A 23,592-nucleotide genomic window follows, 5' to 3' on the forward strand; every position below is an offset into this window, starting at 1 on the left:
TTAATAACAAGTGCAGTGCAATAATTGTACAGTTAGTGAATAAGTGCTACAGGGTGTAATCAGCGCCAACTTAGTCATGCATCCTGCATGGTTAAGCTAGCTGCTGGTCAGTTCTATTTGTTTTAGGTCAGGATTAGTTGTGGCCCGAGCGTTTCTGATTTATCGAGCTCAGCAGTGCGCTCAGATTTGGGTTCTTAGGGTACTGCCTCAGGCCTTGCTTTAGCACTTGTATGGCTTTATCTGTTTGACCTGCTGAATCTAAGGCTACTGAGTAAACATAGATGTAGTGTGCTGGGGCATCTTGGCTTGTGGCTGCGCTTTCAAGATAAGCCAGGGCCTGATCCATTTGTTTATCGCGAACGAAGGACAGACCCAATGCATATTCGATTATTGAAGCATCCTGCACTTGTCCTAAGGCAGACTGGAGCACAGTGCGTCCTTTGTTTTCATCACCACCGCGTCGATAAACCTCGGAGAGATTTATGTAGGCTGGGGTGTAGTAAGCGGCTTTTGAAATTGCCTTGTGGTAGTAGTCCGCTGCTTTGACGGTTAAGTTCTGCTCAGCAAAGTAGTTGGCTAGATTGGTTAGTGATTCAGGTCTGTCTGCGTTAAAGGTATTGGAATCCAAGAATGCTTTTATACCAAGCTGATATTTTTCATTTACATCAGCAGGCAGATGGCTAAGGGATATGCCCGCCAGCGACTTTGCTGCTAAACCTTGAGTGACCGGGCTGCTTTCGTACAGCAATGGCACCATAAAAATCGGTCTGTGTTGCGCAGGGATTTGCTCTCCTACTGAAGCCAGTGCATAACCAAGCCATGGCTCATCACTTTGTGCAACTTGTTGAAGTAGCATGGCGGATTGTTGTGACGCCATATTATTTGGGAGCAGACTAACGGCAGTTGCTCGTGCAATGGCTGGCTGATCTTGAGCAAAAATCAATTTTGCGAGTTGCGACTCTGCCTGTTGAGCCCCTGACAATCCGGCAGCGAGGGCTTGGGCAAAATGCGGCTTGCCTGGCTTGCCAAAGTGCTTCTCCAGGATTTCTGCAGCCCATTCGCTGGATTCATCGCTATGACATTGATTGCAAGTGTTGGGAACTCCAAGAGTTGACGACAAGTCGGGACGAGGAATGCGGAAACTGTGATCGTTTCTGGCATCCACCACCATGAAATTCTTAACCGGCATGTGACAGTTGATGCATTGTGCACCCTCAGAGCCTTGTTTATGTAAGTGGTGAGTTTGAGTATCAAACTTGGTCGGTAAGTGGCATTGCGCGCAAATCTGATTGCCAGATGCACGTAACTTCAGGCTATGAGGATCGTGGCAGTCGCTGCAGGTAACACCAGCTTGATACATTTTGCTTTGAGCAAAAGAACCATAAACATACACCTCACCATTGACCTGGCCATCAACATGATAAAGCGGAGGGGTTAGCAAACTGGGTTGGAAATGCTCCAGTAATGGGTCTCCGGGTAATGTTCCGGGGTGGCTGGTGGTTCGCCGGGAATGGCATGCGGCACAAGTTTCCACTTCTTTTCTGGATATCTCAGTGGGAAATCGCTGGGCAGCCGTGCTGTCCGGATTGATAAAGCGCCATACAGCTTGCTGATCAAACTGAAAACTGAAGCCTTTACCGCTGCTGTTAACATACTTTTCCGGATTTTCAGCCCAGCGCAGATGCTCTGAAGCCGGTCCATGGCAGGCCTCGCAGTTTACATTAATATCAGTCCAGGAGGTGTGATAACTGTCTGTATCCAGATCGTAGTTTTTGTTCAGATTAGTTGAATGGCAATCAGCACACATGTAGTTCCAGTTCTGATTGAGCCCGGTCCAATGCAACTCATCGTCATGACGAATGTTTTCATCAGGGTAAAGGTGGAACCAACGCTGCCCCCCTTGCTCCTTCTCCCGGCTATCCCAAACTAGGTTAAGTGCCTGAAGGCGTCCTCCTGGAAAGGCAATTAGATATTGCTGAAGTGGGTAAACGCCAAAGGTATAAGCGATGGGATATTCTTGGAGTTCACCATCTGGGCCGTCGGTTTCAACGTAGAAGGTGTCTCCTCTCTTGTAAAAGCGCGATTGCACGCCAAAGTACTCAAACTTAGTGTTATTAAAGTTTCCTAATACAGTAAGTGCTGATGCTGGCTGCATGGCTTTGTCATGATGGGAATTCTGCCAGGCTTGGTATTCTGTGCTATGGCATTGCTTACAACTTGCCCCCCCAACGTAGCTGACTTTCTCTTGTGAAAGTGCGCTCTTTGTTGGCATTGAAGGAGGTGTCGCCACGTCAGCGGCATACGACTGGCCTGTTACGCTGGCAAGCAATATGAATAAAGAAATGACTATGGAGTGATTTAGGGAGTTATTCTTAATGTTATACACAAATTACCGCCACAACAGATGCATAGTGAAGAGGCCTAAGTTGTTAAAACTTAGGCCTGCTTTTTTGGACTTACTGACCTACAGCTTGTGAATTGATCAGTTTGCTAACGCTATCTACTTGCACTGACATGCTTTTCTGACTGGGTGGAAAAGCTTTAAAGGTTTCTACAAATCCAGCAATCTGTTTTCCAGCTGGCCCCAATAACCAGCTCCGGTTTTCTGCCCATTCGTCATACCCTCTGGCATTTACGAAACGCTCAAAAGGGTCAAGCTTCAGGTTAATGATATAGGGGGTGGTCATAGACTGTTGAGTGGCGCGGAACCATTCATCTTGCTCGATAAAGAGTAATTTCCAGTCACCATAGCGCATACCGTGAAAAGTGGTCTCGGTGAAGTAGTAAAAATCTTTGCGCTTGGTTTTACCGTTGTTCAGAAGCAGGTCACTTTGGTCATAGCCGTCCAGGTGTACCTTATATTTCTTCCCGCCAATACGCTTACCTTTGAGTAAGTCTTGCTTGAGGTTATCTTCACCCAGCCAGGACATTAACGTGGGCATCCAATCTTCCATGGTCATGAATTCGCCGGTGCTTTTTCCTGCCGGGATATGTCCTTTCCATTTCACCAACATGGGAACTTTAAACCCACCTTCCCAGCCACCTACACCTTTTTCCCCATGAAATGGCTGATTACCGCCATCTGGCCATGAGTTAGATGCGGCGCCATTGTCAGTAGAAAACATGACTATGGTGTTGTCAGCCACGCCTAGGTCATCTAAAAGACCAAGGAGTTCGCCAATGTCGTCGTCCAATTCTTTCATTCCATCAGCATAAATGCCGTACCCCGTTGAACCTTGATACTCGTCCGTCAGATGCGTCTTGTAGTGCATGCGAGTTGTATTGTGCCAGACGAAAAAGGGCTTTTGGGCCTTTACGGCGTCAGTAATAAAGCGTTTCGACTGTTGTAGTACTTCGGAATCCAGGGTTTTCTGGCGTTCAGCTCCAAATGCACCGAGATCCTCAATTTTTTGCTTGCCATCAGGTTGGGCAAATGAGTGGATGACCCCCCGCATTTTCAACCCCAGTTTCTCCTGAGTTTGTTCATTTTTGGGGTAATCGTATTGCTCTGGGTACTCTCCTGCATTCAGGTGATACAGAATGCCATAAAACTCATCAAAGCCATGGTTGGTTGGCAAGTGCTCGTCTAGATCGCCTAAATGGTTCTTGCCGAATTGTCCGGTGACATAGCCTTTACTTTTTAACATGGTCGCAAGTGTAGGATCGGAAGCCTGGATACCCTCTTTTGCCCCAGGCAAACCAACAGTACTTAGCCCCGTTCGCATCGGGTATTGCCCTAGTAAGAATGCGGCTCTGCCAGCCGTGCAGGATGCCTGAGCATAATGGTCCATAAAAATCATGCCTTCATCCGCAATTCGATCAATATTGGGGGTGGAGCCCCCCATCATGCCACGGTGGTAGGCACTGATATTCCACATGCCCACATCATCTCCCCAAATCACTAAAATATTCGGTTTTTCAGTGCTTACTTCTGCGTACGACGCTACCGTAAAAAGTAAAAGCGATGATGCTATCAGCCTTGAAAGCTGTTTCATTATCACATTGTATTTCATGGCTATCTCCATAATGTCGCTAAGTCAGTAATTATCTGCCTTCTCTCTTGTTATTAATTGACAACAAGTTCCTTAATATCTTTATTTGCGCACACGCCTAGGCGCATGCATTGATAAATTCCATCACTTAGGAAAAAGTAGAATCAGGTTGAGTCTGAATCCAAAGTCTTCTGGTGCACTATCTGTATTTTCAACCCAATAACGAACGCCGAAACCATATTGAATCGTCTGCTCTCCCCATTGAGTTACTTTGTTCCAAGCTAGGTTGATAGGCGCAGACCATTGGTTACCTTCCCAATCGTAAGTGGCTTCAAAGTTTGCAGATAATGTCTGGCCTTGGCCCAGCCCATAACTCACAAAAGGTTGGATAAAACTGGCATTTAGGTCGCCTCTGCGGTCACTACCAGCTACGTCTGTAAGATGGTTAATCAGTGCGCCATAGGTCCATTTCCCATTCTGTATAAGCGCAACGCCTGTTATACCTGCCCCCCATTTTTCTGTACCGGTAAAATCGCTGGTGGCGGTGGGGACAAGAAAAACCGGCCCGATCCCCCAGGTCATTCCCCCTGATGTAGGAGCTTTAGGAGAAAAAAATAAACTTTGAACGACGTCTCCGATGCCGGTTTGGCTCCAGCTATTTTGATCGAGATAGTAGTTATCCTGATGAGTTACAGGGATGATGGTGCGGCTAATAAGATTCCAGTCTTCATTTAAAGAAATGGGGATGACAGGCTGTATATTCAGGGTATAACGAAAACCATTGCCGTTTTTCCCACCGCCATAATCCAAGTTGTTTTGAAATGGCACACTGATAAGACTCGATACCGGGTTGGCGAGTTTTTTGGCTAATTCATCGTTATCAGCTAATGCGGAAAAAGGTGTCGTCAACGCGATAAATAGGAATAGTTGCTTCATTCAATCCCATCCTTGAGGAATAAGTGCATAATTTAAGATAGCTCATTTTCCCCGACTGACAAGGAACTCACTTTTTTCTATTTTTCCATTGAATTAAAAAGCCTTTTTTGTTTAATTTCTTAGTTCTCTCTTCCATCATTTTCCCCACTGGGAGTGGCCTTTTTTACTAAAAAAAAGGGGCCCGAAGGCCCTGTGGGAGAGTAATAAAGTTCCATACTGCTGCATCTTAAGAACCATTTTTCAATGCGCTATGAAACAGTTTCACCAATAATAAAGTATCATACTGAAAGCGGAACTCACTCAGATTCAGAGTAATCATAAAGTAATAATGTCTCATACTATGACCACAATAGGACTGCTGCTTTTTTGCGGACAAGTACTATGAGCAATAACTAAAAAACTAGAATACTGTATGATGGTATTTAGCCATGCAGGTAGGGAATCAATAAGGCGCTGTAGCAATTTAATATACGTATAGTAACTTAGCATATTAAAGATACCTAGCTACTTAAAATATAAGAATGCTAGGTTCTCCCAGACTACATTCTGAATATAAAGTATTCCTCCGCAGCTTCGGAATACTCCTGTACATTATATTCAGCTGGTTGAGGGTAGATGACTTGTGCGCGGCTAAACTCCAACATAGCTAAACCCAGGGCTAGAGTAGAGATTTTGTTTGATAAGGGGACTATCACCACATTTTGGTTATGAAATTTCTCTGATTTTAATAACTCAAGAATATAGTTCTTTAATTTCTCTAAATCAGTTATATCAATTTCTTCAGAGAAAACATTTGAGCCGTAATGTGTTTTTAAATTTTCTACTAGCTGCTTACTACGTGAATAATAATCGCGGCTGTAGGATGATCTGCTGTCTCCACTAAGCACAGTTAGATAAGTAGGTTCATACTCTTCAATAGCTTCGATAGATCTCTCTACTTCAAAACCGCTAAATAGAATTAAATGTGTTTCGCTACCAAGGTCAAAGTCTCCAGCGTATCCAAGAACCGACCTTGTATTTAACACTCCCTTTGAAAGCCAGTTTCTATTCATTGATTTAGACGGAGTATAAACAAAAGTGCAATGCGTTAAAAAATTATAATGATCAAGCACCTTTAGTATTATAAGTAGCATTTCTCTGGTAAAAGTTGAGATATCAAAAACTATCTTAGTTCCGGAGGCTATTAAAACCTTTAAGTGGGGCACTAAAATTTCATTGCAAGTTAGCAATACATCAATTGGTTCAGAGTATACACAACGTGCTGAGGTAATATTGAATTTACCGGAAAGTAATAACCCATCTGCACTATATTTAGGACTATTAAATAATACGACTTGCTTCCATTTTTTGCTTCCAATATCTTCTAATACAACGTTCCATCTATCTTCGAAACTTGTACTACAAATCAACACTGACTCACTTACGTTGATCTTACTTTCCAGCTGACCTCGCTTTACTATTTCCTGTATCATATTAGATCACCTATATATCAAGGCTAGCTTGGAAGAGACTACTACTATCATTTCCTTTTAAACGACTTCTAACAAAACGATTGGGACTCACAAGAGCAATCTCCAGTATTTCAGAAGTTATAGACATACTGTATGCGTACCCGCTAGGATCAAGCTGAAAATAAGGCGCCAGCCTATGAGAGAGTGTATACTTTGGTTTCCTACCAATACCCTCCTTAGAGCCATGGGACGAATACTGTAGGTAACCTAGATCTACAGCCAACGAAAGAATTTTTTTAGTTTCGTTTCTTAAAGCCTCAGGATTAGCTAGTACAAATGAAAGAAGCTTTCTTTCTGACGCCTGTTCATCCAACAATCTCTCTCTGAAAAGCATTCCTAAACTTACCAGTAAGTTATGCACCTTCGAGTACACAGAGTGTTCTACGTCTACCTCGTTCTTATCTTCTATTTTTGGTAATTCATCATCAATAAAAGAGTAGGACCACTCTTTTAACACCTTATCCTGTATAGAAGGAGGTATTTTTGCAATTTTTCCTTCTTTAGTAAAAGCATCTTTACTTTGAGTGTTACCTGATGAAATCAACTCGCCAAACATCTTTGCTGCTGGGTCTATAAACCAGCGTATAATACCAGAAGACAAATCCACCATGCTTTTAAATCCGGCATAGCTATAAGTAGAACTAGACTTTCTCTTCCCTGCAAGCATCGACATGTAAATTGGAGTTGCATATCTGATTACATCATCAGAGGCCCTTGTCCCGCGCCCCTTTCCTGCCTCGTGTTTAGACTTTAAGTCACACTTTATTTCTTCAATTTTTTCTCTTTGTGCCAAATCTTCAGGAAAGAACTCTTCTACAGGAACGTGTATTCCAACAAGTTCAAGTCTCTTTTCAATTATATCTTTTACGCGCTTTGCATACCTGTTCTCTTTTCGCGTATAAAGTTCACTTATATTTACTTCACTATAATCGTGTGGTGACTCAATTAACTTGCCGTCTATTGTTCGATAAGTTGCATAACGATTCTGAGTCGCAACTTTTAAACATACCGAATCTATAGTTCGACAAGATACCCAAGTATTTAAAATACGCTGCATCCTCACATCTAACAAGTCTGCATCATCTATCATCAAATAAAAAGGTCCACCGCACCCCCACGTTTGTTCCTTAAGTTTTTCTAACAGTGGAACAAGAAAATCTAAATACGAGAGCAAGCCTCCGTCGTAATCTAATGTTTCCGGCTTCGAAAACATTAATCTCTTAACAAAGGACTTAATTTTGTTGAACTCAGTATGAAAGTGGGAAGTGAGACTTCCTAATGTACATAGCTCGTCGATATTTATCTCTTTAGAACCACATCCTATCAGTAAGCTATTCAGATAATCTAAAACGCCTTTGTCCAAGTCACTTATTTCAATATTCTTGCTTAACGATCTAAATAAGCAGTATGTAATATGGCTAATCATTAAATGTTCAGCCAAATATTGATACATAGTTCCGTCTAAAAGATCCCACTCTGTAATATCAGACCAAGCTTTTTTGATGGGTATATGTAACGCAAAAAATTCCAAATCTTGAATTCTTGCGGCCTTACAGGCAGCTATTTGTACATCAGGTTCCATGTATCGGAGCATCATGCTCTTTCCTGTCCCACGTGGCCCTTGAATAAATGTATGACTTTGATCATCAACTTTTTTAAAGTCACTAAACACGTCTACAAATAACTTCGCAACTTCTTGAGCTGACAAAGCCTCAGGTGTTCTAACTTCAAAAGGATTTGTAAAATTAACCACCATTAGAAGCACCCTCTATCTGACATATTCTTTTGTTAAGATTCTCTCCAACCCAGCTTGGATGCTTCTTTCTCAAATCTAGTTTTGCTGATGGGTATCCTTCTTCGCTATCAATAGTCAACTCATCTATTTCTTCATGTTCTTCATCGTATACTGTTATTCTCGCCCGTATCCCATCTACTGCAATTAGGCCACTAAAAAACTTAGAGCAATACATCAACTCTTGGTACATTTTTTCAACTCGATCAAATATTTCGTCAATCAAGTAACAATCAGAATCAAGTTTGCCAAATTTCGTCTTAACATCCTTTTCGTATAAAGAATAATGAACGTTAACTCTTCTTGATCTTAGATCGACAGTGCAACTTGAGATAGATGTTGCATATAAATGGAAGACTTGACTGGTTTTAGGTAGGTCAGTTACGTTCGTTAGAAACGATGAAGTTCTAGTTTGGTTTTCGCATATTTCATCTGCAAATCTTACTATAGCTGCGACCAATCTTGGCCTATAGGAAATGGAAACGAAATTACTTTCTCTATGCTTGATACGTGCATTAATAGTATCTTTATCACCCCCATTTACTTTTCCTCCGTGACTTGCAGCTATGTCAGCAATTATCTTTCGCTCAACCGGAGTTTCTATCGCGACCATACCCATTTCGTTGAGTATAGTCATTGGTTTTTTCTCGTGCCCATGACGGCTAAATACATTCCCCGCGTCATGTAGCAAAATAGCAGACAGCAATAAGAACACTTCATATGAAGTTAATTCGCATTTCGCGTTATCACTTGAAATACCTAGTAACATTCCAGCGTATTTTATTACTTCTTCAAAATGTTCTGGACCATGGTCAGTGAAGAAACTGCCATCCTCAGCACTTGTAGCTGAGCCGATGAACCTATAACAATTCCTATCAAGCCAATCTTTCATAGCCTTGTATTTAGATACATAGTCAGCTTTGCTTGGCATCTCGTCTGCGTTGTATGTTTCTTCAAAAGCTTTTTCTAGCAGAGTGTTAAATCGCGTCATTGCGTTCCCAAATGATAAGAAACAATTGATTCGAAAATCGCCTTGGCGAGTAATGGAGGAACAGCATTTCCAACTTGCTGCTGTTGAAAACCTATGCTTCCTTCAAACACAAATGAATCAGGGAAAGATTGCAGTCTGGCTGCCTCCCTGACAGACAAGCCTCGGTCTTGGTGGGGATGGATTAGCATATTTTTCCTGTAATTCCCTATAACAACTGACGGGCTATTTTCGCACAACCGGCGATATATCCCCGTATGACAGCGACTCCTGTCTTTGTAATTGGCCATTAACTCAACTGGAATACTTTCCCAGTTCCCACCTTGAGGTATGTGCTTATACCGCTCTATTATAAATGGTGCATTTCTAGTCACAAGGTTATTATTGCACCCATCTAATCCCCCCCTCATCATTTGGGAGTACTGTGATGGTTTCCTTATTTTCTTATAATGCTTGAAGCACTCGGAACTGCCATTTTCTAGTGCTGGCAAGTCCTCTAAAGCATCTCTTACTGTCACTGTAGAATTCGTACAGCCTTCTGGGAATTTAAACCTTTGCCCATGCAAATTGCCGACGATGAAAAATCGATCTCGCTTTTGTGGCACTCCGAAATTGATGGCATTTAGCACCTCGGACTCACATGAGTATCCAAGTTCAGACAGTGACGTTATCATTTGCTCCGCAAAAATTCCGCCTTCGGTTTCCAATATTCCTTTAACATTTTCAAAAACGACCCAATCAGGCATGTACATTTCGACTACACGCAGAAATTCCTTAAACAGCCAGTTATTTTGGTTATCAGAACTTCTTGTACGTTGGTTAGAAGTAGAAAACCCTTGGCATGGAGGTCCACCGAACACCACCACAGGTTCATTTCGTTGATTCACTAACTCAATTTTTTGGAAGTTGCGAATATCATCATCGAACATACCTACCGAAGGTACATGATTGCGTGCATACGTAGCCGCTGCGTGCTTATCGGCTTCGACAACCACTTGGACATCAACACCGGCTAAACGGGCTCCCAGGGACATTCCTCCCGCACCTGCAAATAAATCTATTCCTATCATTACTAATTAAGAGATAAAGTTAACTACGCGCAGCGTAGCTTCCAATGTATCCAAGTGTCAAATTAAAACGCTGTGCAACGAGTGCTTTGTAAACAACCTATGAAAGGCGAACTTGCATTCGTTCCGCCCACTTCTCTATATCTCCTGCAGTCAAAGCCCCCTCTCGGTACGATTGTTGATGCGGTACCCAGAGATGGTTGTCTGCGCCAACCAACTTGTCCAAATGCTCCTTCGACCAGGATAGGGATGCCTTCAGCAGCTGTTTCTCGATCTCATGAAGGTGAGGTTCAATGTCTCCGACGGCTTTGGCGAGGATAACTCTCGTAGATAGCGCTTTTTTCGCGTCTGATGTATCCACTTCCAACAAGTAGTACCCAATGCCTTGCGCTGTAACATGAGCTACTGACAGGCACCTTGGGTTGCTATCAGTTTTCAGGATATGCATCCTGCACTTACCAATCGCTGGCAATTTTCTGAGTGGGTATATGATGACCTTACAGCCATGGTTCTCTTCGAGCAACTTTAGCATCTCAAAGTAGCTGGCGAACTTGTTCAGATATAGGTGTGTGTCATCTGTTTGGTCGTCAAGATTATCCCATTCGGCGCTGGGTAAGTTCCCTTCTGGGCCTTGTTCCTCGGTACTGACATCACGGGAGGCTTCGCCCGGCTCGTTGTCGTCCTTTTGGTCCCGGCCCGCAGCCTTTCTTTTCTTGCTGACTTTTGATGTTTCCACCGCCGTTTTAAACTCAAATACGGTAGTATTCTCGCTGAGCAAGACCGGTTTATTCTCTCGGCTGCCTTCTTCAGCATCATCAACGTTGTGGCCGGAAGGCCTTTCAGCATCACTACCCGATCCGCTGCCTCGACCAGGAATCTGAGTGAAGAATCTGGGGCTGAAAAAATCAACATGCTCGGGAATATTGACGGGGATGTTTCTTATGCTGGTGATTTCGTAAATAAGCATAGTCTGACTGTTGGTGTCGAAGTTGCCCCTTACATCCAACATGGCATCTTTCAGTTCAGGGGGATCGAACCGGAAATTCCAGCGACGATATTGCCCCTGATCGTATCCGTCGTTCAACTGATAACGCCCAATGCTGTTGTAAGAACGCCGAGCCTCTTTATCCAATAACAACCAGGCAAGAAGCCGCCGGAAACTGTAATCGTTAAACAGCTCCCAATTGCCTGAGAAGGTTTCCAGCACAGTGATAACTGCACTGTTGTTCTCTTCGTCGTACTCCAGAGTGTATTCGTTGCTCAGCAAGTCATGCACTACGGATGATCGGGCCAGATAGCCGTAGTGGAAAAAGAGCGCCCGGGCCAGCTCAAACTGAGGCAGGTATATAGTGGTGCCATCGGATAACTGAAACACAAAACAATGCTGCCCGGCTTCCTTGGGCAAAGGCCTGTCACGGGCAGGGCAATTACCGATAACATTAACCTGCCAGTTGCGGGTTGTCGCAATGGTTAATGCCTTCTCAAGTCCTCTGGGGTAATAGTCTTTGGTGGGGTTGATAATTCTTTTGCGGATCAGGATAGGCGCATTGGACAGGATACTGGCATCTTTCCCTCTTTCCTTACTGGGATAAATGCTCAGGTTAACACCCCACTGGGTACCATCTTTTTTGCAAAACAGCTCACCGATACCATTAATCCAGGTATCGTCTTTGAATCCTTTTAATCGGGTACTACCAGTCAAATCCCGAGTATCTCCTTTAGAAACCGGCGAGCTGGTTCGGTGAGGCGTTCTTCACTCAGTCCGGACCATCTCAGCACCTGCCAGCGTTTAAAAGGCCCACCGCTTTGCACTGTACTTATAGCGGTCCGGGACATTCTTCTAATCTGATATTCAAATATATTTTCACAGTAACGATCAAAAAACAAACTGCACAATGGCAGTAGTTTCAGGTGTTTCTCTATCCCCGCTCTTTGCTTCAGTTGGTTCAGATACCAGTTCTTTGAGCGACGGGGATCATCCAGTCTGCATTCGTTTCCGTTGCACAATGCTATCAAGCTTTTGACCGTATTTACGTCTCGCTTATGCCAGTCGATTTTGCCTTCATATTTCGGTTTCGGAGCCTTATGGCTAAGGTTTACTTCCATTAACCAGTTTCTATCATGACGATACAACCAGGCGTACACGTCTCCGTATCCGCTAAGGCGAGCCATTTTGGTTCCGTATTTTCCTACGGCGTCCAGCCAGCTTCTGCGGTAGCTCTCCAATTGAGTTTGATCCATTTCCTGCAGCGCGGTGGTTGAGGTCCTGGCTTTCGGCTGGAGTCGTGCAACAAAAGTAACCACATCGGCCAGCTTCCACCCTGCTTCCAGAAAGGAATGCAGGACAATTAAATGCTCAAGATAGCTGAATGCTTTTCGGTGCTTGCGAAACATATTTCGCAGCCAGCTTGACTCGCCGCCGTCTGGCATGAGTTTTTGCCGGGTCAGCCAGTCTGCTCCCCAAAACGCAATGACTTTCTGCTGTACCTGTTCATGGTGTATCTGGCTTCTGCGATTTAGATTGTGGTCTGCTGCGAGCTTTTTATACCAACACCCCCACTGCACAAGTTCAGGAACCACTATCTGCTTTAGCTTTAGAAGCTCATTTATACTTCGTGCAATTAAAACGCTTTGCCAGGAGCCAGACTGTTGTTCTGGCTGTATGCATGTATCTGCATTGACTGGGGTAAACTGGTGGCGGTGAATATCGTGGCGAGGAATGTTTGAGTCAATAAGTCGTCCATGAACCGGGCAATTATCGACGCCAGCCACTTGCCAGTCTCGCCGCCAGTAACATTCTCCAAACTCGTGCAGTTGCTGTTCAATACATCCAGGGCAATATCGAAGATATTCCGGCTGCTTAACGCGCGAGGCCGTTGCGCCAGTTATCAGATGAACGGAGCTTTTGCCGTCTGTAGTCAGCTCCCGGATCAGGGACTTTCGCCGGGCTTCTCCGATAAAGGGGGCATACAGAGGAAATAGCGTGTTGTTGTAGAGCAAATCACTCGCTGTTATGCCTATTTTTTCCGGGTAAAGCGCTACGATACGATTCAGATGCCCGGGCAAATCGGATGTCGCGATGATCCTAGTATCACCGTACACTTCCTGCAACAGCTCTTTGGGTGAGACTATGCCGCTGTGAACCCCATGCCTTGCTATGGTGCTGTAGAGCAGCTCATTGCGGTAAGGCAGGGGAAAACCCAGCATCTCAGCTCAGCCAGGTAGAAACATCGAACAGCTCTTTGCCATATTGCAGCTCGTGATAAAAACGGCCTTTTTCTGCCTGTGAGAATTTGAACCGCAAATCGTCTGAGGGTAGCGTATGCCAGCCGGTTGATTTGACGTTTGTTGCCTTAGGTTTGCGGCTTTTGGGCGGAGTGGAATACCAATCCAGGATGATTCGGCTCAGCTCGGGCAACGAAAGCTCAGGGTACTGTTGGAAAGCATTTTCGATAAGCGGCTCAAGTAATCCGGATTCGCAGCCCATCCCTTGCAGCATGGTATACAGACGTAATGCTTTTTCATTACTTCCAAAGGCCGGGATGCGCTCTTTTTCGGCCTGCCGCTCATCAATCACCTGTCTTAACTCAAGCAGGCGTTTGTCCATGTCGGGCAACTGTAAATCCGAATATTTAACGATAAGTTCCGGGTCGCCTCTGCGCAGAGCATCAAGCATGGGGTGCACCGGCTTCAGCTCTTGCTGATAAACGGTACGCAACAGTTTAACAGTAATTCGTTCAAGCCCAGTGGATATAGCTCGCATCTGTGCAAGTACAAACAGCTTTACGACGATATCCAGCACACCTTGTGACAAGTCAAACCAGCAGTCGCGGATTTCATCGCTCAGAATTTCATCTCGGTTAGTAAGCCATTGGTATTGCCAGAGCTTGTCGGTAAAGGCCTGCCATTCTGTTTTTTTTGGCTCACCCGTTTTGGGGTTAATTCTGACTGGCCCCGGTTTCATCGGCTCCCAAAACAATGAGCCAAAACCGGCGCTGCGCCGACCGGCCTGTAATTCCATTTCGAATATGGGTCTGGCTTTTGGGGTTCCCACCATTACTACAGGCACACCGATAACATTTACCAACGCCACAAAAAATTCCAGCATGGCTTCTTTACTGATGGAGCGCTTCAGTGTCAGGCGTTGAATTTCGTCGATAACCAGTACGCCGACCGCCCGTTGTGTTGCCACCTGGCCCATTAAAGAGAGTAGCACTTCGGTACTGTGACGCTTACGGGCATACTTTTCCTCGTACCCCGTGTGCAGAGTGCGATCTACCTCACGAAAGAAGTTCAGGCACAAGCTTTTAAGGGAGCCGTCGGAGGGGCATTCGATCCTCAGGTAGGGTAGCTGAATGGCGTTGTAATCCTGGTGATAGATGACCTGCGGATAGGTTGCCAATATGCGGTTAATGGTCGAACTTTTACCACTGCCGGAACAACCAATCAGTGACAGGCTTTTGGCTGTGGAGTTGGTTTGTGAAAACCTGAAATCACTTGTGACACCTGACATGATCCGTTGGTAGCCTTCCTGCATCTTCTTGTTCAGCGAACCGTCAGCGATATTGCGGCCCACATAACCACCCCGGATCATGACGGAAATTTTCTCTTCCAGTTGTTTGTGGATGGAAAGAGGCTGAAAGAAATCATCAAGCAATGCACTGATCTGGTGAGCACGAAGATGCCCCTTGCTGAAACAATCCTGTGGATTAAACTCCACTTTACCGGTGAGTTTTACCTTGAGGGCCTGCAGATCCATTATTGGCGGTAAGGCCTCGATCAATGGATTGCCACGATAACGTTCAAGACCAGGGTCGGCATATACGGCCTCAACGTAGTTTTCTGGTAAAGGCATCAGTCGTCGTCTCCAAACAGCTCATCCACATAATCCGGATAGTCTAAATCTGGCTCGGGGTCGGACAGGTGAATCACATTGCCTGGGCGGCGATGACTGTCAGCATCCGGACGGCGTGCCTTTTCTGCTCTTTCTCTGGTTTTTTCCTGGCGTTTGTTCTCATTGATAGCTCTGAGCCGCTGTGCATTGGGTATGCCGGAAGTATCAGGGGCCACTTTGGTCGCATGACTGATTTTGTCGATTACAAATTCTTCGTGTTGCCGTTTTTTGGCTCTGGATTGCACGTTTGCCTTGCCGATTGTTTTCTTTTGCTCTTCTCTGGCCTGCCAGACCTCCCAGAACGACGCTCCTCTAAATTCCCGGGAGCGGTCAGCCAGGTTACAGATCCAATAATTGTTGCTGCCTTTCTCGGGGAACAGGTAAATTTGGTCGGCAACCAATGGGTCGTAGGCGGCTTCCAGCGTTGCTGGCCGCTTCACTGTTCGACCTCGATGCGTCCAGCCCAGTTGCAGAAATTCAGGCGAAGTGTAGTAAAGGCCAAACAAGCAGGCCCCCAATTCGGAAATACTCGCCGTTTTTCTGGGTAACAGGGCTACCCGCAATGCGTCCGGCTCGGCGTGATGCAAACGGCCAGTTCTGTGCTGCAGTCCCCAATTCCACAAATGGACTGGAGTTGTCGGCAGGTCAGTAGGCATGTCAGAGTCTCTGTCGTACTTCTCGAGAACGGCGTACTGGTTGTGATAGAGCACCGAGGACAGGATAATTTGCGCAAATTCTTTGACTGAAAGTTTAGCATCCAGCCGATAATCCTTGCCGCCGCGCTTTTTAACCCGATTTCCTGTGACGTAACCTGGCACAAAGGATCCAAATGAGGCCTGAACCGTCTTAAAGTTGCGCTCTATAATGCCCTTAGCGTCACCCCTGTATGGAGGGGTATTTTCTATCCGAACAGCAAAATTACTTTCCAGATTTTCTATTTGGTGCCCCAGCAATTCGCCACGATCTGCAAGGATTGCATCCGGTAGCCCAACACTGGGCCATTGTTCAGGCTCTATGTCGAATCCGAGCTCCTTGCAGTAACTGGTTTTATCCGTCACAGCCATATACAAGGCCTGCATCGCGGCAACATAGGAGGCACTCTCGAAGCCGATATAGAAACCGGCAACCATCCGACTGAACACGTCGATCACCATATAGACCACCGGACGACCAACGATATTGCCCCGCTCACTGTCGGAAACGACATACACGTCGGCAATTGTGGCATCTATCTCGTACCGGCTGCCCGGCCCAAGTACCTGAGTATTTGCTGTGCTGTGCAGAGGCCGGATATCTTTGTTGTATTCATTGGCTGAAATGCGCTTTTTGAGTTTTTCCGTCTGTAGATACTCACGCTTATAGAAATGCATCATCTGCCAGTTACTGGGCAATTCCTCTTCTGGTGTATCCGGGAAATAGTTGAGATACAGGGTATTGAAGCGCCGGTGGGCATATGGAAAAGAGTGCCCTTTGTCCTTTAACAGGTAACGGTCTATGGCAATGCGAAACAGGCGCTCAACAAACTCATCTACCTTAGCGCCAACACCCGGAGTGTATTTGCGTGGGCGGCCCAGTTTCTTGTCTTTGGCGATTCGTCGTTTACCTTTACCTCCAGAATTTTTGTAGTCGGGGAGCAGAGCGTTTGGAGTCTGGCCTCGTTGCCAATAACGTCTGGCAAGCCGATAGAGGGTTTGTTTGGTAGAGCCATTCTCGGCAAGAATGCTTTTGATGGCTGCACCGCGGCTTTTTGGTTCATAAAAGTCGGGCAGGTCGATCAATGGTTTTATCAGTTCATAATTGCTGTCCCGCTTGATTCTGGCCGTGGTGCCCTCTTTAGGTGATTCGAAAGCCAGTTCCTTATGGGGGTCATCAATGCGATCGAGGTTTTCCTGTTCGATGGCCTCTGACAAGTCACTTACTGACGCTATCTCGGGAAAGGCTGAACTATTGTCAATATCGATCCAAACCAGATACTCGCCAAGTGGTTGCAATACCCGGTAACGCTGCTCACCGAATTTAAGCACTTCATTGATTCGAAACAAGATACACCTCTCGGATAAAGCCAACATCTCCGGCCTGTAGATCCCTGGCTTTGAGTTTGGTTGTGGGTATAAAAATGTCAAAAGTGAAGTAGCGCTTTGCTAACAGTTGTCTGACCTCATAGAGTGATTCACCCAGTGGCATATCGTAGGCAGCGTCCAGTTCCTTGCAGATGGCAATAATTGTCTTAGTCGGGCTTTTTTCAAGATGATGTGAATAGAATTCGATCCGCTGTAATGCCAGCTCCATATCTGCCACTTCCCGCTGAGGCTGATAGAGCCAATTTATGTTTCTGGTCACTACCGCGGGCACATCGTTCTCTGTAATCAGGTACCAAGGAAGATTCTTTTCCTGCCAGTATCGTCGCTCTAGCTCCAGCTTCTCAACTGTTCTGGGATCTTGCAGGGCAGAAGCGTATTTTGCCTGCAATACGAATCTGGGTTCATTATCATTGGCTGAATCCACCAGAAAATCTGATGACATATATTGATCAACCCCAGCGACATTAGGGTGTTTAATGCCTGCTGCTTCCGCTAACTGGCGCGTGGTATCGCGCTCCAGTGGGAATTGCTCACGTATTTGGGTGATTTCGTTATGCCATTCCAGCATCAGGAACACGGAAAGCTCAAGATCTGACAGCAAATGGTGGGTACGTTTGGACTTGTGGCCAAATACACGGTGTACCCTTCCAAGAGATGGCAAATCTCTGACCGTCAGCCAGGGCTTATAGTCTGAATGCTGGCCTTTACCGCGCCCCTCTTTCATCCATTTGGCAAACCTGGCTTCGGTAAAGCCTTTCTTTTGTACCGCCATTAAAAAACCGCTAGCCTGTGTTTATAACGCGAGAATAGGCTCGGCTGTTTAGGTATGCAACTTTATTACTTGCTTGCAAATGTTCCTTTCAAAACCGGAATATCTTGGGTACTTTGGTTGCTCCCTCAGAAGCGCGGGCTTCAATCCCATTGCGCTGCTCAACCCTCCACGCTGTTTATCAATGCATACTTTGTCAATACATATCGATCGAGAAGCGATTCAGTTCTGAGTAGATTTCGGCTGAATGAGTTAAACTCTGTTGTACAGACTGAGTTGCTGTAAGGAACAGTTGTAGATGATCTGTAAGTTTTCGCTGATATTTGAATCTGGAAAACGTCAGTTGTCCTTAGATGATGTTGATAACGCTCTATTTGATGCTGGGCTTGATGACGTGCTGGTTTCTCACCGTGGATCAGGTAAATTTGCGTTTGAATGCTCCCGTGAAGCCGAAAACCCAACTAGTATCCAATGGTCTGTCGTTGATGCTGTTAAGCGTGCTATTCCGACCGCTGTTTTATTGGGCTGCCAGCCAGATCACATCAGCAATGATATCTTCAGGACCCAAGGCGCTGAAAACGTAGTTGACGCCAATACGGAGGTCCCAGACCTTACGAAGGCGTATGTTGAAAAGATCAAGGATTCTGACGCCACCCAAGCCGCACAGCAACTCTTATCGGCATCTAATGAAGATCTGTCGAATGCATTTTCTCCAAATAGTACCAAGTAGGGTTGTAACATTGCTCAGCTATAGGCGCTGGACTAGAACACCTTGTCTGCTGCTGTGCCTAGCTGATGCATCAGCCAAACTGCAAGCTTAGCTTTCAAGCAGAACGCTTACTCTGGACCACGGTATTGAGTAATACTTACAATGACTCTCGAATTTGACCACATCTTTGAAGCCATCACGCAAGATTCTGCTCAAGCCTTTTTGCTTCAAACACGCTCAGACCTGATGATTATTATCCGCGACATCATTGCATCTAATAGCTTGGATCTGAGAACAGCAGCTAGAGCGATGTGTATAAATCAGGCCGTACTGGTAGATTTAATTAACGGTCGCATCGAAAAGTTCACTATCGACAAGTTAATAGGTTGTTTATTCCACCTTGGGTTCACATTTAAACCGATCTACAAAGATGGCGAGTTAATCATTTCGGTGCATAAATTAGGTGAGACCGTCCCCCTTTAGCCGATCCATGCTGGACGTATAACTAAGAGTTTGAGGATTAGTTCGGCGCTACTTGAGTAAAAGACTGTTTTTAACTAGTTATCGGCGTTTCAGTTGACCGAAGAGTACCGCGTTACTGAAAGTCAGCTTCTGGAACTGCCACAGACGCTGGCTTTAGTCAGCCTGACGGATAGGGACTGGCACAACGCATATTATCAAATTAGATTGAGAGCAATTCATTTAAGTATTTCTTATCAATTAAGGTTGCGTAACCGGCAGCTAATGAGCGCCTACCGAAGGTGAATTCGTTAGGCATATATTTCCCAAACCACCTCACAGGCCAAGTAATTCGATACTAAAATCCGGACCGTAACGCCAGAGAGATCATCAATTGCAAGGTAGCTGTAACGCTCTTCCTGAACTCCAATCCAGTCATTGACTAATACCTTTCTCTTTTCTAAGAAGCCAGACTCAGATTTAAATGTTACTTCAGCAGGAATCATACGTTGCATATTACGTGAGCCAATCTCGCCATACAGCTGTTGCACATGCGCAGCCATGAAATCCTGTTGCTGTTCTATGGTTAGCATTTCCAATGGTCCACACCAAAAATAATCCGGCTCGTCTCGACATGGCTGGCTCAGTTCAAAAGCTGAATGACCACGAGCTAGTTTCAGCATGACTTTTCTAACTCGCTCCTCTTCCGGATTAAAAATGATCCTCTCATTAGCGAAATACTTTTGAGATTCGATTCGGGTGCGCAGTGCCTCAGACCTTTCCATAGCCCTCGCAACTGAGGGTCTTTTGATTTTTTCCGGCTCAGTCGAACCGACTATTACTGACTCTACTAAGCAAACCAAATACTGTTCATCTTTTGAGAATCCTTGGTTACAAGCTTTACAAGCTGCGACAGTCGGTAAGTTTTCTGGATAAGGTGACTCTAAAAGTATTCGTGAAGGAACATGGTCCCTCGTATCAGCTCGAGCTCCACAATAGATGCAACCATTGATTAATCTTTCATCCGCATAGCATTCTAGTTGGTTCACTAATCCACCTATCTGTCAGATGTTGCGGGTTCTCGGAACCTCACATGGACTTGTTTTATACTTGAAGATTCTAAAAAATATTAAACTTAATTACTCAGTGGGAAACTATGTTTAGTTTTGGTACGTAGTACCTCTATGGTACCCAAAACCTATATCTAGATATATCATTAACTTAGCCAATCCTTTGAGTATGAATCTTTATTAATCTCCCACTTGTTGCCTTGAAAGAGAGGAAGTACGCCATTTCTTAGTTAACGTTGTGCTGAAATGTTAATGTTTTTTTGCACTTAAACGCTGCGGGTGCTAATTTCATTCTCAATTGACTAATATATGAACACCAAGGATGGCGATATGAGTAAACGTTGCGTTTTGTTTGCGACCTGGCTTTTGTTCGCCTCTTCAGCTATGTCGTACGAGATTGGTAAAAAAGCGATTACCATCAACGAATCGCCTGACTTTTCAGTAGACCAACTAAATGCGCTTGGGCTGGAATGGGAGAAAAATCACGAACTGCTTACTGCGCTAGCCATTCAATGCTTATCAGATTACAACCTCGGTGATCCCTCACTTCGTCAAAAACCGGACCACTGTGATTTTCAATTATTACATACCAAACCTTTCGATATTTTCACTAAAAACGGTTCAGAGCCCCCCAATAAACTGTCTTCACTTCTACCTCTCGTTACCAGTGTTCGGTGGCCGGACGATCCAACCAGACAAATTTATCAATCTTCTTCAACAGCGGCAAAGTTTGCCATTACGGTAAAACGTATCTGTTCCAAAAGGATGGAGAAAGATCGGGAGGAGGGGGAAGGGATAATATTAGCTGCTGACGGTGTGTTGTGTGCAAGTCATTATGGTAGCTTGCAATTCCTTCATGCAATGGAGCAGCAAAACGGCCAGAAATACAGAGTTACTAAGCAAAAGATGATTGACTGGGCTAAGTTTGCATTTGACTTCTCAAAGAAAAACATTGATCAGAACTTAAAGTATTGTGATTTCTGGGAAAGCGATGTCGCAAAAAACACATATCCTTCACTAATTGACGCAGTGCAAGTGCAATCGCTAAGAAACAGAGGTTGGTGCGACAAACGGGACGTTTCTTGGCAGTACAAACTTACACATCCGCGAACGTGGACGGTATGGACTCACTTAGGTTCATTTTTGTCTGACTGGTCTTCGCCCAGAGATCATTGGGACGCGTGGTATTTGAGTACGTTGTTTTCGTTTCATTGCGATGGAAAAGTTTATTCAAGTATTTGTGACATAGTAAGCGACCCAGAAGAAGTTAGTAATGCAGCTCTTGGTTCAATTATCCATATGATTCAAGACTCGTATTCGGCTAGTCATACCAACCGCGGTGTTAACGTTGCAGAGCCTCGAGTCCTGTGTAATGCCGTAGACGGATTCTACAGTTACTCAAGTCAAGACACTGATCAACATGGCCTGTCTGATAAATGGCCTTCGTTTTCCTGTTCTAAAGAGAGCGAGACATTGGATCCGGTTACTGCTGTGGCCCAGCTTCTGTGGTTGTATCAAAACGATGGAACTACGGCCGATGTTGAGGCGTTGATAGAAAATGTTTTAGGTACATCAAGTCTGAAACAGGACTCTGGCCCCGGCTCGGTATTCGGTTCAACTCAAGCCCAATAGACATTGTCGGAGATGAAGGAAGCATCAAATGAATAACAATAGAAGACTTGTCATTAAAGGGGGCGTGTTGCTTGGTGCATCAAGTGTCATACAGGGGTGCGCAGTATTCGATTTTCTATCCAGAAGTAGGACGCGCGTTGAACCTATAACTTGTAACGAAACCATGAATCCTGTTGTTGATGCACACGCTCATTTTTTTAATGGTACTGACTTACTTGCTGGGCAATACCTAACTGGCCCTGTAGCTGGCGATTTAGTTAACTATTACAACATTAGTTTAATTCGCGTATTCATGAAGTTAGCGGGAAGGGCTGTACAGAGACTGGCGACATCGTTATCGCTTACTGCGTCAAAAGAGTTAACGTATCTGGAATCTAATAAAGACAAACTCGCAGGCTTACGAGAACGGCGTATATTTTCGTATTATGAGCATGGCTACCAAGAAGCCTCAGAAGCGTTTTATGAAGTGTTGACCGAGGAAGAAAGAGCAGAGCTTCAACAGGCTATTCTAGAGTACGAAGCAAACAGAAACGCAATTTTGAAAGAAACGTTAACCCCTATTGAGCTTAATAGCCTTGAGCGCGTAAAGCTTGACCGCGCCTTTTTATTTAATGCCATTGCGGGTGAGTCTGCTGAATCTAAAGGTACCAAGTCGACTAAACTAGCAGTTGATAAACTGAATTTTTTAAGCATTGACGTACTGGCGGCGTTCGTGCTGCGAATGCTCTCTAAGCGCTCTTCAAATTTAGCTGAATACCAGAGTGTTTTTTCCGCCGCTGACGCAGGACCTTCGATAGTGAATGTAACCGATGTCACGGTAGATTTTGACTACTGGTTAAGTGGTTGCGAGGAGGAATATAGTTCTACTATAGCGTCTCAAGTAATACTGCATGAAGCATTACATCGCATTACAGAGGGCTACACCATACCGCTATTGGGCGTCAACCCGATGAAGCTGATAGTTAGGGGCAAGACGTACTTAGACTTCATTGAAGATACTTTGAAGAAAGGCTTCTATAGAGGTGTCAAAATTTATCCTACCCATGGGTTTTCCCCTAACGGCGAATTATATCCAAACTTCGAGAAGTATATTCGCTTGTGCGACGTCAATGCATATCCGAACGAGAAATCAGTGCAAGAAGCCCTAGTAGAAATTTACACACTTTGTAAACAATACAACGCGGTCGTGATGGCGCATAGTGACAAAAGTAAAGGCTTCCCAAAGAATGCGGCAGCGTTTGGAGGGCCGAGTTATTGGAAGAAGGTGTTTGATATTAACGGGCTTCACGACCTTAAAGTGAATTTTGGGCATTTAGGCGAATTTAAATCGTCGAAGGATGCTAATTGGACAAGTGAATTTCTTGAATTGATGCGGGTAGGCAATAGGTATGGTGATCTTGGATTTTGGTTTACTCAAGACAGTAAGGCATTGACCAAACGTTTGTTCCGAGAGCTAAAAATGATAGGCGATGAAACGCTTTATGAACGTATATTGTACGGCTCTGATTGGTTTATGCTAACAAGTCAGCCAAGCTGGAAACCTTACTTAGACAGGGCTAATCACTACTTTAACGAGATGATCAATGAAAATATGTTTGGTAGTGATGATATAGGGCAACAAGCAAAAAACCAGTTTTTTTATCTGAATGCCCAAAGGCTTTTTGATGGTTCAGTTGCGACATGTTAGCCTGT

The 23,592-nt window shown here is 44.8% G+C and carries 17 protein-coding genes; 4 read left to right on the forward strand and 13 right to left on the reverse strand.

Going from position 1 to position 23,592, the window contains the following annotated elements; translation table 11 throughout:
* Positions 1-133: 133 nt before the first annotated feature.
* From KJY73_RS10340 to KJY73_RS10395, 12 genes are all read right to left on the reverse strand, one after another.
* Positions 134-2,272 (reverse strand): multiheme c-type cytochrome, encoded by a 2,139-nt coding sequence (locus tag KJY73_RS10340; protein ID WP_214343624.1) that lies wholly within the window; start codon positions 2,270-2,272, stop codon positions 134-136.
* A 184-nt stretch (positions 2,273-2,456) separates the two neighbouring features.
* Complete coding sequence (locus KJY73_RS10345) at positions 2,457-4,013, reverse strand: arylsulfatase (protein WP_232848567.1); 1,557 nt, start codon at positions 4,011-4,013, stop codon at positions 2,457-2,459.
* A 123-nt stretch (positions 4,014-4,136) separates the two neighbouring features.
* Positions 4,137-4,928 carry a transporter gene (locus KJY73_RS10350; protein WP_232848568.1) on the reverse strand — a complete coding sequence of 264 codons (792 nt, stop codon included), beginning with the start codon at positions 4,926-4,928 and terminating at the stop codon, positions 4,137-4,139.
* 539 nt (positions 4,929-5,467) lie between these two features.
* The gene (locus KJY73_RS10355) at positions 5,468-6,400 is read right to left on the reverse strand and encodes an HFX_2341 family transcriptional regulator domain-containing protein (protein ID WP_214343628.1); all 933 of its coding nucleotides are present in this window, start codon (positions 6,398-6,400) and stop codon (positions 5,468-5,470) included.
* A gap of 10 nt (positions 6,401-6,410) precedes the next feature.
* A complete protein-coding gene (locus tag KJY73_RS10360; protein ID WP_214343630.1) occupies positions 6,411-8,195 on the reverse strand; it encodes an ORC-CDC6 family AAA ATPase in 1,785 nt (594 codons plus the stop codon).
* The gene (locus KJY73_RS10365; RefSeq protein ID WP_214343632.1) at positions 8,185-9,222 is read right to left on the reverse strand and encodes an HD domain-containing protein; all 1,038 of its coding nucleotides are present in this window, start codon (positions 9,220-9,222) and stop codon (positions 8,185-8,187) included. The genes KJY73_RS10360 and KJY73_RS10365 overlap by 11 nt, the downstream gene beginning before the upstream one ends.
* Positions 9,219-10,289, reverse strand: coding sequence for a DNA cytosine methyltransferase (locus KJY73_RS10370; RefSeq protein WP_269813754.1), 1,071 nt, complete (start codon positions 10,287-10,289; stop codon positions 9,219-9,221). The genes KJY73_RS10365 and KJY73_RS10370 overlap by 4 nt, the downstream gene beginning before the upstream one ends.
* 97 nt (positions 10,290-10,386) lie before the next feature.
* The gene (locus KJY73_RS10375; protein ID WP_214343636.1) at positions 10,387-11,988 is read right to left on the reverse strand and encodes a Tn7-like element transposition protein TnsE; all 1,602 of its coding nucleotides are present in this window, start codon (positions 11,986-11,988) and stop codon (positions 10,387-10,389) included.
* Complete coding sequence (locus KJY73_RS10380) at positions 11,985-13,493, reverse strand: TnsD family Tn7-like transposition protein (RefSeq protein ID WP_214343638.1); 1,509 nt, start codon at positions 13,491-13,493, stop codon at positions 11,985-11,987. Before KJY73_RS10380 ends, KJY73_RS10375 begins: the two co-directional genes overlap by 4 nt.
* A gap of 1 nt (position 13,494) precedes the next feature.
* Entirely contained in the window at positions 13,495-15,141 is a 1,647-nt protein-coding gene (locus tag KJY73_RS10385) for an AAA family ATPase (protein WP_214343640.1), read from the reverse strand.
* Positions 15,141-17,222: a DDE-type integrase/transposase/recombinase gene (locus KJY73_RS10390; protein WP_214343642.1), complete on the reverse strand. Its 2,082-nt coding sequence runs from the start codon at positions 17,220-17,222 to the stop codon at positions 15,141-15,143. Before KJY73_RS10390 ends, KJY73_RS10385 begins: the two co-directional genes overlap by 1 nt.
* On the reverse strand, positions 17,206-18,033 hold the full coding sequence (locus KJY73_RS10395) for a TnsA endonuclease C-terminal domain-containing protein (protein ID WP_214343644.1): 828 nt from the start codon (positions 18,031-18,033) through the stop codon (positions 17,206-17,208). The genes KJY73_RS10390 and KJY73_RS10395 overlap by 17 nt, the downstream gene beginning before the upstream one ends.
* 295 nt (positions 18,034-18,328) lie before the next feature.
* On the opposite strand from KJY73_RS10395, the gene KJY73_RS10400 reads away from it, so the two are divergent.
* On the forward strand, positions 18,329-18,760 hold the full coding sequence (locus KJY73_RS10400) for a hypothetical protein (protein WP_214343646.1): 432 nt from the start codon (positions 18,329-18,331) through the stop codon (positions 18,758-18,760).
* A gap of 141 nt (positions 18,761-18,901) precedes the next feature.
* Positions 18,902-19,222, forward strand: coding sequence for a helix-turn-helix domain-containing protein (locus tag KJY73_RS10405; RefSeq protein WP_214343647.1), 321 nt, complete (start codon positions 18,902-18,904; stop codon positions 19,220-19,222).
* A gap of 287 nt (positions 19,223-19,509) precedes the next feature.
* Here KJY73_RS10405 and KJY73_RS10410 read toward each other — a convergent pair whose 3' ends face one another.
* Complete coding sequence (locus tag KJY73_RS10410) at positions 19,510-20,247, reverse strand: hypothetical protein (RefSeq protein WP_214343648.1); 738 nt, start codon at positions 20,245-20,247, stop codon at positions 19,510-19,512.
* Positions 20,248-20,598: 351 nt separating this feature from the next.
* Between KJY73_RS10410 and KJY73_RS10415 the strand changes: the two genes are divergently transcribed.
* Complete coding sequence (locus KJY73_RS10415; protein WP_214343649.1) at positions 20,599-21,900, forward strand: hypothetical protein; 1,302 nt, start codon at positions 20,599-20,601, stop codon at positions 21,898-21,900.
* Between the two features lie 28 nt (positions 21,901-21,928).
* A complete protein-coding gene (locus tag KJY73_RS10420; protein WP_214343650.1) occupies positions 21,929-23,587 on the forward strand; it encodes an amidohydrolase family protein in 1,659 nt (552 codons plus the stop codon).
* Positions 23,588-23,592: the final 5 nt, after the last annotated feature.

The organism is Bowmanella yangjiangensis (assembly GCF_018531185.1).
Taxonomy (GTDB): Bacteria; Pseudomonadota; Gammaproteobacteria; order Enterobacterales; family Alteromonadaceae; genus Bowmanella; species Bowmanella yangjiangensis.